This is a genomic window from Sorangium sp. So ce834, assembly GCF_051521425.1.
In the GTDB taxonomy this organism is placed as follows: domain Bacteria; phylum Myxococcota_A; class Polyangia; order Polyangiales; family Polyangiaceae; genus Sorangium; species Sorangium cellulosum_D.
In genome coordinates, this window is sequence record NZ_CP150351.1 from 12,077,103 (window position 1) to 12,090,754 (window position 13,652).

The window sequence follows — 13,652 nt, forward strand, 5'->3', positions numbered from 1 at the left end:
ACTCAGCGGTAATCGTCCTTCGCGCGCCGCACGGCGGCGAACACGTCGGGCAGCGTGGGCCCCGGGAAGCGGGCCCGCACGGACGCCTCGCCGCAGCGCAGGAACGGGTTCGTCGCGAGCTCCTCGGCGATGGTGCTCCCGACCGTGGGCTCGCCGCGCTCGCGCGCCGCGCGGGCGGCCGCGAGCTTCCTGCGCACGGCCTCGCTCTCGGGCTCGACCGTCTCGGCGAAGCGGAGGTTGTTCACGGTGTACTCGTGGCCGCAGAAGACGCGCGTGTGCACCGGGAGGGCGGCGAGCTTGGAGAGCGAGGCGTGCATCACCTCCGGCGTGCCCTCGAACATGCGGCCGCAGCCGCCGATGAAGAGCGTGTCCCCGGTGAAGACGGCGTCCTCGACGCAATAGGCCACGGCGCCCATCGTGTGGCCGGGGACGTGCAGCGGCCGGAAGGTGAGGCCGGCGACCTCGACCGGCTTGCCCTCCTCGACCCGCTCGGTCTGGGCGGGCACGCGCCCGACGTCGCTCGCGTGGGCGTAGACGGGGAGGTCGCCGTAGCGCTGGCGGAGCGCCTCGTTGCCGCCGACGTGATCGTGGTGGTGGTGCGTGTTGATGATGGCGACCAGCCGGAGCTGCTCGCGCTCGAGCGCCGCGACGACCGGATCGGCCTCCGACGGGTCGATGACGATCGCCTCGCGCCGCCCGTCCGCGGCCGCGAGGTACGCGTAGTTGTCGCTGAGGCAGGGCACGGGGAGGATGCGCATGGGGCGAGAAATATAGTGCGGCCCGCTCCGGGAGCCTGTGAAAAACTCGGGGCAGATGACGTAATGCGGTGCGCTCGTCGATTTCGATCGACTCGGCGCGCGGGATGACGCTGGCGGGCCGCCGCGCGCCGTGACGCGGGCGCGGTCGTGTGGCAGAGGGGCCGTGCATGGCGTCCGCCGAGCCCTCTGTCCGCTACCGCATCGGCGTCGATGAGAACGGCCTCGGCCCGCGGCTCGGTCCGATGGTGGTGACGGCCGTCCTGTCGCGCGTCACCGAGGCCGGCTGGGAGACGGCCGGCCGCGCGCCGCGCGGCGCCCTGGCGCAGCGGCTCGGCGACTCGAAGCAGCTCGTCGCGCACGGGGACGTCTCGCTCGGCGAGGCGTGGGCCCGCGCGCTGGTCGCCCGCGGCTGCGGCCGCGCGGCGGCGGCCGCCGAGCCGTCGTCGGTCGACGAGCTGATCCACGCGGTCGCGCTCGAGGACCGCGCCGCGCTGCGCGCGCTCTGCCCGGGCCACGTCGAGGCGCAGTGCTGGTCGACGGAGGGCGAGGGGTTCACCGCGCCCGACAAGCTGATGCGCGCCATCGGCCGCGATCTCGACAAGCTCGCCGACAAGGGGGTCGAGATCGTGGCCGTGCGCTCGGTGCTGCTCTGCGCGAAGCGGATGAACGACGGGGTGCGCGCCGGGAAGAACCGGTTCGTGCTCGATCTCCACGCGATGGAGCGGCTCATCCTCGAGCTCGGCGGCCTCGCCGGCGCGGAGGTCTTCGCGGTGTGCGGCAAGGTCGGCGGCTTCGGCAAGTACGGGTCGGCGTTCGGCCCGCTCGCCGGGCGGCTGCACCTCGCGCTCGAGGAGGGCCGCGCCCGCAGCGTCTACCGCTTCCCCGGGCTCGGCGAGATCGCGTTCGTCCGCGACAGCGACGCCTCGGATCTCTGCGTGGCGATGGCGTCGATGGTGGGCAAGTACATGCGCGAGGCGCTGATGGAGCGGGTCGCGCGCCATTACCAGCGCGCGGTCCCGGGGCTGCACGGGGCGAGCGGCTACCACGATCCGGTGACCACGGCGTTCATCGGGGCGACCCGGCTCGTCCGCCGCGCGCGCGAGATCCCCGACGACTGCTTCGAGCGGCGCGCCGCCGAGGGCGAGGCCCCGCTCGAGGGCGGCGGCGCATGACGCCGAGCCCGGCGCCGCGCGGGGCCGCGGCCGCGGGGTGAAACCGCCGGCGGCGCGCGGCGTAGGAGGGGTGGATGCGCTACCCTCGACCGGCCAGGTGGATGATGAATTGGCTCCGCGCTGCACGCCTGTTCTTCGCGCTCTTGCTCGTCGCGTCCGCCGCCCTGGTCGCGTGCTGGCGCGCGGGCGCTGCGGGGGAGGCGAGCAAGGCTGCCCCGGAGTCCAAGGAGGCTGTGACGATGTCGGATAGAACCTATCGCAAACCGTCGGAGGAGGAGCTGCGGAAGCAGCTCACGCCGCTCGCGTACGAGGTGACCCAGCGCGACGCGACCGAGCCGCCGTTCCGCAACGCCTTCTGGAACAACCACGAGGCGGGCCTCTACGTGGATGCCGTGACCGGCGAGCCGCTCTTTTCCTCGCGCGACAAGTTCGACTCGGGCACCGGTTGGCCGAGCTTCACGCGCCCGGTCGAGCTGAATCGGGTCGTGGAGCGCTCGGACCGGACCCACGGGATGGTCCGGACGGAGGTCCGCTCGAAGGCCGGCGACTCGCACCTCGGGCACGTCTTCGAGGACGGCCCGGCGCCGCGCGGGCTGCGGTACTGCATCAACTCTGCGTCTCTGCGGTTCATCCCGCTCGATCGCCTCGAGGCGGAGGGCTACGGCGCCTACCGGTCCCAGGTCGAGGGCCGGAGCCGCGCGCCGGCGGAGCAGGCCGGCGCGAACGCCTGCGCCGTGCCGGCGTCGGGGGAGGCCCCCGGCTGCAAGACCACGCTGGAGACGGCCATCCTGGCGGGCGGCTGCTTCTGGGGGATGGAGGAGCTCCTCCGCAAGATCCCGGGCGTCCTCGAGACGGAGGTCGGCTACACCGGCGGCCGGACGGAGGACCCGACGTATCGCGACGTGAAGACCGGGGACACGGGCCACGCCGAGTCGGTGCGCATCGTCTTCGATCCAGCGAAGGTGTCGTATGCCGAGCTGCTCGAGAAATGGTTCTTCCGCATGCACGATCCGACGACGCGCAACCGCCAGGGCAACGATGTCGGCACGCAGTACCGCTCGGCCATCTTCGTGACGACGCCCGAGCAGCGCCGCGTCGCCGAGGAGGTGAAGGCGCGCGTGGACCGGAGCGGCAAGTGGCGCGCGCCGGTCGTGACCGAGATCGTGGAGGCCGGGCCGTTCACGCGCGCCGAGGAGTACCACCAGAAGTACCTGGTGAAGTACCCGGACGGGTACACGTGCCATTACATGCGCGACTGACGCGTCGATTCGAGCGCGCTTCTCCGACGGCTGCAGCAAGAGGAGAGACCGCAAGGGCGCAAGAGGCGCAACGGGACAGAGATGGAATTGTATTCTTCTCGTTCCCTGGCGTCCCCTGCGCCCTTGCGGTCCTCTTCTGAGTCGATTTTCGCCGAATCTCGACGTGATCGGCGTTCTAACCTTCCCCTGGAAGGCCAGCGCGCGCAGCCGGCGGCCGCGCCCCCGTGGGGGGCGCAGGCCAGCGCGCAAGGGTACGGCGGGAGGGGCGTTCTAGCGCGGCGAGGCGCTCAGCGGTTCGCGATGTGGATCGCCGCGCCCATGGCGTGGGCGGCGGCTTCCATCAGCGACTCGCCGAGGGTCGGGTGCGGGTGGATCGTGAGCGAGAGGTCCTCGAGGAAGGCCGCCATCTCGAGCGAGAGGGACGCCTCGCTGATCATCGTGCTCGCCTCCGGGCCGACGATGTGGACGCCGAGCACCTGCTTCGTCTTCTTGTCGGCGACGATCTTCACGAAGCCCTCGGTCTCGTTCATGGCCATGGCCTTGCCGAGCACCGAGAACGGGAACTTGCCGACGCTGACCTCGAGGCCCTTCGCCTTCGCCTCCGCCTCGGTGAGCCCCACCGTCGCGATCTCCGGATCGGTGAAGATCGCGCCCGGGATCGCGACCCAGTCCTTCGCGGCCTTGTGACCCGCGATGACCTCCGCGACGATCTCGCCCTCCTTCGTCGCCTTGTGCGCGAGCAGGGGCGGGCCGCTGACGTCGCCGACCGCGTAGATCGACGGCACGTTGGTGCGGCCCGTCTTGTCCGTCGGGATGAACCCGCGCTGATCGACCGTCACGCCGACCTTCTCGAGGCCGAGCCCCTTGGAGGTCGGCCGCATGCCGACGGCGACCAGCACCGTGTCGACGACGATCGTCTGCTCCTTGCCCTCGATCTGGATCTTCACCCCGACCGAGCCGTCCTTCTGCTTCTCGTACCCGATCGCCTTGGCGTTCTTGTGGATCGTGCCGCCGCGCTTCAGGATCTTGCGCTCGACGATCTTGGTGCAGTCGGGGTCGACGCCCGTGAGCAGCTCCGGCAGCGCCTCGACCACGGTGAGCTGGGAGCCGAAGGCCTGGTAGACCATGCCGAGCTCGAGGCCGATGACGCCGCCGCCGATCACGAGCAGCCGCTTCGGGATCTGGCGCAGGCTCACCGCCTCCTTCGCGCCGATGATCGACTGGCCGTCGAACTTGAACGACGGGATCTCGATCGTGGTCGAGCCGGTGGCGATGACGATCCCCTTGGTCGCCTCGATCTGCTCCACCGAGCCGTCCGGCAGGGTCACGTCCACGCGCTTCGGCCCGACGATCGTGGCGGTGCCGGTCAGCAGGTCGGCGCCGTTGCCCTTGAGCAGCGACCTGACGCCGCCGGTGAGCTTCTTGACGATGCCTTCCTTCCAGTCCTGCATCGCGTTGGCGTCGAGCTCGACGCCGCTGACCTTGATCCCCATCGAGGCGCCGGCCTGCGACTTCTCGTAGAGGTGGGCGGCGGAGATCAGCGCCTTGGAGGGGATACACCCCCAGTTGAGGCAGACGCCGCCGGGCTGCTCCTTCTCGATGCAGAGCGTCTTCTGCTTGAGCTGAGCCAGCCGGATGGCGCAGGGGTAACCGCCCGGGCCGGCACCGATCACGATTGCGTCGTAGGTCTTCATCCTTGTCCTTGTTGTGCGCTTCGGAGACTGGGATTAGGGGCGCCGGGGTCCGTCAGGCAAGCCCCTCGCCGACCAGCCCTGAGGCCGCGCCCGCAACCGCGAGCCGTGCCCGGGGTGCCCGGGGCTTACACGACCTCGCACCGAGGGGAAATCCCTCCCGTGGTCAGCGTCCGCCGCCGTGCGCGGGCGCTTTCGGGGAGCGCAGGAGCTCCGCGCGCTGGTCGCGCAGGTGCCAGGGCAGCTCGGCGTAGACGTCGTCGAACAGGGTCTCGCGGGCGGGCGGGTCCATCCCCTCGACCTCCGCGACGGCGGCGGCGATCTCGGCGTTGAGCTCCGCCTCGAGGGCGGCCTCCGCCGCGTCGTCGAGGAGGCCGCGGGCGGCGAGGTGGCGCCCGAGGCGCAGCAGCGGGTCGCGCGCCGTCCAGCGATCGACCTCCTCCTGCGACCGGTACCGGCTCGGGTCGTCGCTCGAGGAGTGCGCGCCGACCCGGTAGGTGAGCGCCTCGATGAAGCCGGGGCCGCCGCCGGCCCGGGCCCGCGCGACCGCCTCGGAGACGGCGCGGTAGACCGCGATGACGTCGTTGCCGTCGACCCGCACCGACGGGACGCCGTAGGCCCGGCCCTTGATGGCGATCGTCCTGGAGGCCGTCTGCCGGTCGGTCGGCACGCTGATCGCCCAGTGGTTGTTCTGGCAGATCATCACGCAGGGCGCCTTGAAGACGCCCGCGAAGTTCATCGCGCTGTGGAAGTCGGGCTCGCTCGTCGCGCCGTCGCCCAGGAAGCCCACCACCACCGTGCGGTCGCGCCGCAGCTTCGCGGCCCACGCGGCGCCGACCGCCTGGGGGATCTGCGGGCCGATGCAGCTCGACCAGGACACCTGGTTCACCTGCCGGCCGCTCATGTGCGACGGCATCTGGCGCCCCTTGAGGAGGTCGCCCGAGTTGCCGAACACCTGGGCCACGTAGCTGCGCAGCGGGAAGCCGCGCACCAGCATCATCACGCTCTCGCGCAGCGCGGGGAAGATCCAGTCCGTGGGCTCGAGCGCGAGCGCGGCGGCGATCGGCGTCGCCTCCTGGCCGGTGCACGCGCCGTAGAAGCCGATCCGCCCCTGCCGCTGGAGCAGGAGCATGCGCGCGTCGAGCAGCCGGAGGCGCTTGATCTCGCGGTACGCGCGCAGGAGCAGCGCGTCGGCCAGGCCGGGATCGGTCGCGGGATCGAGCGTTCCGTCGTCGCGGAGGACGCTGAGCAAGCCCTCGTCGTCCGCCTCCCCCGCGCGGGGCGGCGGCGCGTGAGGTGGAGGGGCGCCTTCGGCCCTGGTCGAGGCGCCGGGCGGCGTGGCTTCCAGCTCGCTCATGACCGGACCATACCGCGAAATGGCGGCGATCGCGGCCCCTTCGGCGCGCCGGCGCGGGACCGCCCGCCCCGCTCGCCCGCCGGAGCGAACCGGCCCGCACGCCGGCGCGAGGCGCTCAGCCGAGGAGGACGCGGAACATCCGCTTGCTGTCGGAGAGGTAGTAATAGGCGGCGCGGTCCGCGTCGCCCATGAGATCGAGGATGGCGCGCTCCATCTCGTCCGGGCTCAGCGTGTTGGACACCTCCCAGGTGTTGGGGGTGACCTCGTCGCCCTGCCACGGTCCGGCGCAGAGCGCGACGAGGCGCGCCCGGTTCTCCTCGTCGGCGATCGAGAACGTGAGGATGTAGTCGTGGTTGACGAAGCCGCTATACAGCTTGTTGTCCCGCGGCATCTGGTCTCTCCCTGTGCTGGCCGCGCCGCGCGGCGGCGCCGCGCGCGCCGGTGGTCGGATCCCCGCGCCGGCGCCCGCGCGGGTGACGTGCGCCCCGCGCCCTCACCGCGGGCCGGGCGGCAGCGGCGCGGCCGCGTCCTCGTCGTCGTCGTCCTCCTCGGGGCGGCGCGCGCCGAGCGTGAAGACGTGCAGCGCGACGAGGCTCGCGCCGAGGAACACCTCCGACCGGCTCACGAGCTCGGCGCGGCGATGGGCGCGCTCGAGCTCCATGCCGCGCTCCCCCTCGCCGCGCCGCGCGCCCTCGCGGTGGAGCGCCGCGATGCGGGGGGTGAGCGCGAGGCCGACGTACGCGGCGCACCCGGCCATCGCCATGGCGACGAGCCGGCGCACGCGGGCCGCGCGGCCCGCGCCCCGGCGGCCCGCCGCCCAGGTGCGCGCCACCTCCGCGCCGAGGAGGATGACGGCGGCGCCGAGCGCGAGCTGATCGAAGCGGGCGAAGGCCGCGCTCATCGCGTCGCCGGAGAACGGCGCCGGCGTGAGCCGGAAGACGAACGGCGCGGCGCAGGCGCCCAGCGTCACGACGCCGCCGGCCCAGGCGCCCGCCGCGAGCGCGGCCACGCTCGCGGCCACGCGATCGATCAGGGAGCGGCGCGACGCGGCGCGCTCTTCGGGGCTCGGGGCGAGGTCGGCCTCGCTGAACTGGGCGTCATCGTTCATGCATCCACCTCGGAGCCGATGGCGGCGATCGCCTCCTCGACGGCCCCCTGATCGGCCTTCCGGTCGTCGCCGCGCATCGCCGCGATCGCCGGCAGGGCGGCCGCGAGGCGCGCGCGGCCGGCGGCGGCGACGGCGAGCGTGCGCCGGTGGCGGTCCCACGCGTCGAGCTCGCTCAGGATCTCGCGGATCGCGCGCTCGTGGCGCATCCGCGCGAGCGCGACGCGCGCGTGCCAGCGCAGCGGGTCCCGGCCGAGGCCGAGCCGGCGGCCGAAGGCGCGCCGCTCGAGCGCGCCCCGCGAGGCGGCGAGGCCGAGCTCGCCGCAGAGCTCGATCGCCGCGGCCTCGTCCTCGTGATCGACGCCGCGGAGCTTCCCCTCCACGACCTCGACGAGCACCGCGTGGCCCGCCGGATCGCCGAAGCGCGCGGTGACGACCGCCGCCGCGGCCCGGACGAGCGGCGACGCGTGGCCGAGCAGCGCGCGCGCCCGCGCCATGCACGGCGAGGGGAGCTCGCCGTTCGCCTCGCCCAGCTCCTCGAACATCCGCAGGGCGATGTGGCAGACGAGCGGGTCGCCGTCGTGCGTGGCCTGCATGACGGCCTCGAGCGCGTCGGCCGGCTGGGCGCAGACGCGGGGGAACGCGATGACCGCCTGGAAGCGGACCTCGGGCCGCTCGTCCGAGAGGGCGCGCCGGAGCCGGCCCGTGGCGCGCACGTCGCCGATCTCGCCGAGCGCGGTGATCGCCATCTGCCGGACGTTGGGGTCGACGTCCTCGACGGCGAGGAGCAGCGCGGGCAGCGCCTCGACGGCCTTCGTGTCGGCGAGGGCGATGGCCGCCGCCGCGCGCACGGCCGCGTGCGCGTCGGAGCGCAGCGCGCCCTCGATCGCGCGCAGGACCCGCTCCCGCGCCGTCGCGGCGTACGGGACGAGATCGGTCACCGCCTCCACGCGCACGGCGGGCTTCTGCGAGGCGACGTCGCGCAGCGCAGCCTCGAGCGTCCTCTTCGCGGGGGCCGGTCCAAACACGCGGCCAACGCTAGCACGGTCGCCGCGCGGCGCCGGATCGCACCGCGCGGCGCTCAGCCGCCGCCCGCGCCGCCGGCGCCGCCCGAGCCGCCAGCGCCGCCGCCCTCGCCGTCCGAGCCGCCCGCGCCGCCGGCACCACCTTCACCGTTCGAGCCGCCGGCGCCGCCCTCGCCTCTCGAGCCGCCGGCGCCACCCTCGCCGCCGGCGCCGCCCGCGCCCGGCGTGTACGGCGTCCACGCGGGCTGCTCGGGCGCGGCCCCGCAGACCCCGGGCCCGCTGTCGGCGTCGCCCGAGGTCTCGCCGGGCGCGCTCGGGGGAGAGGACGGATCCGGCAGGCACGCCTTCGAGCCCTCCGGCTCGGCGTCGACGATCGCGGCGTTGCGCTCGCCCGGCGGGATCGCCGCGGCGCTCCGGATGTCGCGCAGCGCGACGCACGAGTAGCCGCTGCGGCAGTCGTCGTCGTCGTCGCAGGTGGCCATGCAGAACGTCCGCTCGAAGCGCGGCCAGCGGACGTTCTCGAGCGCGCCGCACGCCTGATCGAGCACCGGGTTGAACGCGACGCAGACGCTGCTGCCCTGGCAGCTGTCCGGCTTGCAGTTGAAGACCGTGCAGTAGCCGCCGGGCTGCGTGCCGTCGCAGAAGAGCTCCTGCTCTTGCTGCGCGCAATCGAGCGACGTGATGCAAGCGTCGCCGATCTGCGGGCCGCATCCGGCGAGCAGCGAGGAGGCGCCGAGGACGACGAGCAGGAGGGCGGGCCCGGTGAGGCGGAGCATCGAGGAGGGCCGCTTAGTACCGGCAGGGGCGCCGGCGCGCAAGCATGCGCCAGCGCCGCCGCGCCGAACCTGCGCTCCCTTCCGCCCGAATTGACACCTTGCCCTCAGGCCTCTAGAAACGACCGGACCGGGGTTGACCCCGGAGAATGAAGCAAAGGCCATGGCGACTTACATCACCGAAGACTGCATCAACTGCGGCGCCTGCGAGCCGGAATGCCCGAACGAAGCCATCAGCGAGGGCGATGAGATCTACGTGATCGATCCGGAGCTCTGCACGGAGTGCGTCGGCTTCTACGACCACGAGGCGTGCCAGGCCGTGTGCCCGGTCGAGTGCTGCCTGCCGAACCCGCAGATCGTGGAGACCGAGGAGACGCTCATCGCGCGCGCCATCAAGCTGCACCCCGACGATGCCGATCTGCAGAAGCGCGCCGCCGCGAACGACTACCCCTCGCGCTTCCGCAAGTAGAGCATCGCCTCGAGCACCATCGCGTCGCCCCTCGGCCGCGCTCCCCATGCCTCCGCCGGCACCGTCGGTTCAACGCGGCGCCCGGGTCACACCGTGATCCGGCGCTGGGCCGCAGCGCTCCTCGCGGGGGCCTGCGCGGGCTGCCACGGCAGCGGGCCGCTGCTCCATCCGGCCCACGTCCTTCACCCGGGCAAGGTGAGCGTCGGCGCCGGCCTGTCGGGCGACATGGTCGTCGCCGGCGCGACGGTCGCCCCGCCGGGCGCCGCCGGCGACGCGGCCGCGACCGAGGGCGCCGCGCAGCGGAAGCTCTCCGAGATCGCCGTGTCGCCGGGCATCGCGCCGTGGGCCAGCGCCCGCGTCGGGATCGAGGGCGGGAACGAGGCAGGGCTGACGTACACGGGGCGCGCCCTCCGGCTCGACGGGCGCCACGCGTTCCCGCTCGGCGACGCGGCCCTGTCCATCGGCCTCGGCGCCTCCGCGCTCTTCGCCGGCGCTCCGGGCCCGCTCGCGGAGCCGAGCGCGGAGGGGGGCGACGTCGGCGACGTTTACGGCGCCGGGGTCGACGTCCCGATCCTGCTCGGCTTCCGGTCGGACGCGGATCTCTACGCGCTCTGGTTCGGCCCGCGGCTCGGGCTCGAGCTCCTCGGCGGCGAGGTGCGGCTGCCGCCCGCCGGGTCGGCCTCCCGGGGGCCCCTCGTCGACGCGTCGGGCCAGCACCTCCGGCTCGGGTTCGTGCTGGGCGTGCGCGCCGGGTTCCGCCACGTGCATGTCGCCCTGGAGGCGACAGCGACGTACCACCACGCCACGGGCGAGATCGGCGGCACCCCGGTCGCCATCGACCAGGGCACGATCGCCCCGGGCGGCGGCCTCACCGTCACCTTCTGACCTGACCGTAAAGCTGTAAAGATCCGGATTTTCGCGCGGTTTCCGTGGCCAGCGCAGGCGCTTGCCCGGCCGGAGGACCCGCCTTAGACTCGGCTCTATGCGTCCCTACGGCGCCCTCTCCACCTCTTGCCTCCTCGCCGGTGCGGCTCTCATCGGCTGTTCGGCGCCTGTCGCGGGCGACGCGGCCGACGTCAACGGGGTGGTCACCCAGGGGGTCGTTCGCGTCGAGCGCGCGCTCAACCTGAGCCGGGACGCCGCCCCCATCGAGCTCGACGACGCGGCGCCCGAGGGCGCCGCCGACGAGGGCGCCGGCTCGGTCACCAACGTCCTCGCGAAGTTCATGCGCCTCTCCTCCGCGATCGATCCCGAGCTCGCCGAGGGCGCGGTCGGCCAGCCGTTCGTGCTCCCGTCCGCCGGCAGCTGCATGGTCCTCTCGCCCGCCGCCGAGGACGAGGCGGCGAGCAGCTTCAGCTCGCTCAGCCCGATCGAGCTCCTCGACGCGGGCGACGTCACGATGCGGACCGACAGCACCGAAATGCCGCTCGCCGCCCGCGCATTCCCGGACGTGGGCGCCCTGGTCTTCGGCGTGTTCTACACGTCGCGCGACGCCACGAGCGACCTGCCGGCGCCGGCGCGGTACGTCTTCGAGAGCTCCGGCTCCGGCCAGCTCGATCGGTTCGCCTTCGAGGCCGACGCCCCCGCCGGCCCCGAGGACGTGCGGGTGGGCGACGCCGACCTGGCCGACGGCGTCGAGCTCGGCGCCGGGGTCGGCGCGGTGGTGCAGTGGCGCGCGGACGAGGGCGGCGACGCCGGCAGGGCGCGCGACGCCATCTACGTCGACGTGACCTCGGCGCACGGCGCGACCGTGCGGTGCGCCTTCAAGGACACGGGCCGGGGCGTGATCCCGGGCTCCTTGCTCGATCCCTCGACGCTCGGCCCGCTGCCCGCGAGCGCGACGCTCGCCGTGCACCGCACGCGGCAGGTGCCGTTCAGCGCCGCGGGGATCGACGCCGGCGAGGTGCGCTTCGACCTCTCCGTGAACGGCCGCGCGCGCATCGCCGCGCACTGACGCTCGACGGGTTGGCGACCAGCGCCGGGGTGACGTACGAGGACCTGCGACGGCGCGCGGCCGAGCTCGCCGCGATCGGGCAGCGCGACCGCGCCGCGGCGCTCCTCGTGGCGGCCGGCGATCACGCGGGCGCGTCGGAGCTGCTCGAGCGGGTCTGCGACTTCGCCGGCGCGGCCCGGGAAGCGCTCGCCGCCGAGGACCCGGCCCGCGCGGCGCTGATGGCCGCGCTCGGCGGCGACGACGCGCTGGCGCGCCAGGCGCTCGACGCGCTCGTCACCGCGGCGCCCCGGGACGCCGCGCTGCGCGTCGCCGCCGACCTCGCGGCGCGCGGGTTCCCCCGCCACGCCGGCGCGCTGTTCGCGGCGCTCGGCGCCCACGCCGCGGCCGCGGAGGCGTTCACCGCGGCCCAGGACGCGCGCCGCGCCGCCGAGAGCTTCGAGCTCGCCGGCCGCCCCGCGGACGGCGCGCGCGTGCTCGAGGCCTCGCTCCGCCGCCGCCCGGGCGACGCGGCGGCGTGGCTCGCCCTCGGCGAGCTCCTCGCGCGCCACGGCCGCACCGAGGCCGCGGTGCGGGCGCTGCAGCACCTGCCGCCCTCCTCCGCGGAGCGCGCCCGCGCGCTGCCGCTGCTCTGCCGCTGCCTGAGCGCGCTCGGGCTCGAGGACGCCGCGCGGACCGTGCGCGAGGAGCTCGCGCAGCTCGACCCGCGCGGCGAGGAGGCGCTCTCGTCGCCCGCCGCCGGCCCCGCGGCGGGGCCCGCTGCGCCGGGCTCGGCGCCGGGCGGGCCGCTCCTCTTCGGTCGTTACGAGACCCTGCGCGAGCTCACGGCCACCCCCCACGCGCGCGTGGTGGAGGCGCGCGACCGGATCACGGCGGAGCGCGTCGCCGTGAAGATCTTCGCGGGCGCGGCGTTCGGCGCGGGCCGCGACGCGCTCCTCCGGTTCGAGCGCGAGGCGCGCGCGCTCGCCCAGCTCCGGCACCCGCACGTCGTCGCGCTCCGCGCCTATCACCCGGAGGGGCCGGCGATGGTGCTCGCCTGGATGGCCGGCGGCTCCCTGATCGAGCGGCTCCGGGGGGAGCCGGTCGCGCCCGCGCGCGCGGTCGAGATCGCGTGCGCGCTCCTGTCCGCGCTCGGCGAGGCGCACCGGCTCGGCATCCTCCACCGCGACGTGAAGCCGAGCAACGTGCTCTTCGACGAGATCGGGACGGCGCACCTCGCGGACTTCGGCGCGGCGCACCTCGGCGATCTCTCGACCACCGCCACGGCCGGCGCGATCGGGACGTTCGCGTACATGTCGCCGGAGCAGCGCATGGGCCGGCCGGCGACGCTGGCGAGCGACCTGTACGGGGTCGGCGCGGTGCTCGCCGAGCTGCTCACCGGAGAGGCGCCCGCCCCCGCCATGGGCGGGCAGCTCGATCCTGCGCCGAGCGCGATCCACCCGGAGCTCACGGCGGCCCACGACGCGGTCGTGGCGGCGCTGCTCGCCGAGGACCCCGCCGCGCGGCCGGCCGACGCGTTCGAGGCGCGGCGCGCGATCACGGCGCTCCCCTGGCCGGAGAGCCCGCGGCCGCGGCGCGCGCGCGCGAGCGCCCGGCCCAGGTCGAGCGAGGCGCCGCCCTCCACGGCGGCGCGGCTCGCGGCGACGCTGGAGGTCGGCGACGGCCGCGACACGGAGGGGCGATGGCACGACGTCTGGCTCGATCGCGACGTGCTCGTGCTGCAGCTCGACGACGCGACCCTCGCCCGGGCCCGGGCGTTCGCGCGCGCCGGGCACGCGGCGCTGCCGTGCGTCCTGCGGGTCGACCTCGCCGCCGGCGAGGTGTGGGTGGCGCCGCCCCAGGGCCGCGCGCTCGCCGACGAGGGGCGCGCCCTGACGAGGGGCCAGCGGGCGCGCCTCGGCGAGGCGATCGCGGCGCTCCACGCGGCGGGGGGCGCGCACGGGCGCATCGACGGCCAGCACCTCTACGTGCACGACGGCGAGGTCGCGCTGGCCTACCCGCGCGAGGCCGACGGCAGCGTGGAGGAGCTCGCGGCGCGGGATCTCGCGGCGCTCCAGGAGCTCGACAGGAACGCGCTGGACGAGCTCTAGGG

Annotated in this window: 13 protein-coding genes; 6 read left to right on the forward strand and 7 right to left on the reverse strand. The window is 74.6% G+C overall.

All coding sequences use genetic code 11. The features are described 5' to 3' along the window. Positions 1-2 precede the first annotated feature (2 nt). Complete coding sequence (gene gloB / locus WMF20_RS44430) at positions 3-758, reverse strand: hydroxyacylglutathione hydrolase (protein WP_129579913.1); 756 nt, start codon at positions 756-758, stop codon at positions 3-5. A gap of 167 nt (positions 759-925) precedes the next feature. Between gloB and WMF20_RS44435 the strand changes: the two genes are divergently transcribed. Then, the gene (locus tag WMF20_RS44435) at positions 926-1,930 is read left to right on the forward strand and encodes a hypothetical protein (RefSeq protein ID WP_437607839.1); all 1,005 of its coding nucleotides are present in this window, start codon (positions 926-928) and stop codon (positions 1,928-1,930) included. A 74-nt stretch (positions 1,931-2,004) separates the two neighbouring features. Then, complete coding sequence (locus tag WMF20_RS44440; protein WP_437607841.1) at positions 2,005-3,189, forward strand: bifunctional methionine sulfoxide reductase B/A protein; 1,185 nt, start codon at positions 2,005-2,007, stop codon at positions 3,187-3,189. A 287-nt stretch (positions 3,190-3,476) separates the two neighbouring features. On the opposite strand, the gene lpdA is transcribed toward WMF20_RS44440, so the two are convergent. From lpdA to WMF20_RS44470, 6 genes are all read right to left on the reverse strand, one after another. Beyond that, a complete protein-coding gene (lpdA, locus tag WMF20_RS44445; RefSeq protein ID WP_129579915.1) occupies positions 3,477-4,883 on the reverse strand; it encodes a dihydrolipoyl dehydrogenase in 1,407 nt (468 codons plus the stop codon). A gap of 163 nt (positions 4,884-5,046) precedes the next feature. Continuing rightward, a complete protein-coding gene (locus tag WMF20_RS44450; RefSeq protein WP_129579916.1) occupies positions 5,047-6,237 on the reverse strand; it encodes a thiamine pyrophosphate-dependent dehydrogenase E1 component subunit alpha in 1,191 nt (396 codons plus the stop codon). A gap of 115 nt (positions 6,238-6,352) precedes the next feature. Further along, positions 6,353-6,628, reverse strand: coding sequence for a hypothetical protein (locus tag WMF20_RS44455; RefSeq protein ID WP_129579917.1), 276 nt, complete (start codon positions 6,626-6,628; stop codon positions 6,353-6,355). A 102-nt stretch (positions 6,629-6,730) separates the two neighbouring features. Next, a complete protein-coding gene (locus tag WMF20_RS44460) occupies positions 6,731-7,345 on the reverse strand; it encodes a DUF4149 domain-containing protein (RefSeq protein WP_129579918.1) in 615 nt (204 codons plus the stop codon). Continuing rightward, positions 7,342-8,370, reverse strand: coding sequence for a HEAT repeat domain-containing protein (locus WMF20_RS44465; protein ID WP_129579919.1), 1,029 nt, complete (start codon positions 8,368-8,370; stop codon positions 7,342-7,344). The genes WMF20_RS44460 and WMF20_RS44465 overlap by 4 nt, the downstream gene beginning before the upstream one ends. Positions 8,371-8,423: 53 nt before the next feature. Beyond that, a complete protein-coding gene (locus WMF20_RS44470; RefSeq protein WP_437607844.1) occupies positions 8,424-9,143 on the reverse strand; it encodes a hypothetical protein in 720 nt (239 codons plus the stop codon). Positions 9,144-9,303: 160 nt separating this feature from the next. Between WMF20_RS44470 and WMF20_RS44475 the strand changes: the two genes are divergently transcribed. The 4 genes from WMF20_RS44475 (at position 9,304) to WMF20_RS44490 (ending at position 13,650) form a co-directional block, all read left to right on the forward strand. Continuing rightward, positions 9,304-9,609 carry a YfhL family 4Fe-4S dicluster ferredoxin gene (locus tag WMF20_RS44475; protein WP_061621589.1) on the forward strand — a complete coding sequence of 102 codons (306 nt, stop codon included), beginning with the start codon at positions 9,304-9,306 and terminating at the stop codon, positions 9,607-9,609. A gap of 93 nt (positions 9,610-9,702) precedes the next feature. Then, the gene (locus WMF20_RS44480) at positions 9,703-10,494 is read left to right on the forward strand and encodes a hypothetical protein (protein WP_437607845.1); all 792 of its coding nucleotides are present in this window, start codon (positions 9,703-9,705) and stop codon (positions 10,492-10,494) included. Positions 10,495-10,591: 97 nt separating this feature from the next. Next, positions 10,592-11,563, forward strand: a complete 972-nt coding sequence (locus tag WMF20_RS44485; protein WP_129579921.1) for a hypothetical protein — start codon at positions 10,592-10,594, stop codon at positions 11,561-11,563. Between the two features lie 11 nt (positions 11,564-11,574). Then, the gene (locus WMF20_RS44490) at positions 11,575-13,650 is read left to right on the forward strand and encodes a protein kinase domain-containing protein (protein ID WP_437607847.1); all 2,076 of its coding nucleotides are present in this window, start codon (positions 11,575-11,577) and stop codon (positions 13,648-13,650) included. Positions 13,651-13,652: the final 2 nt, after the last annotated feature.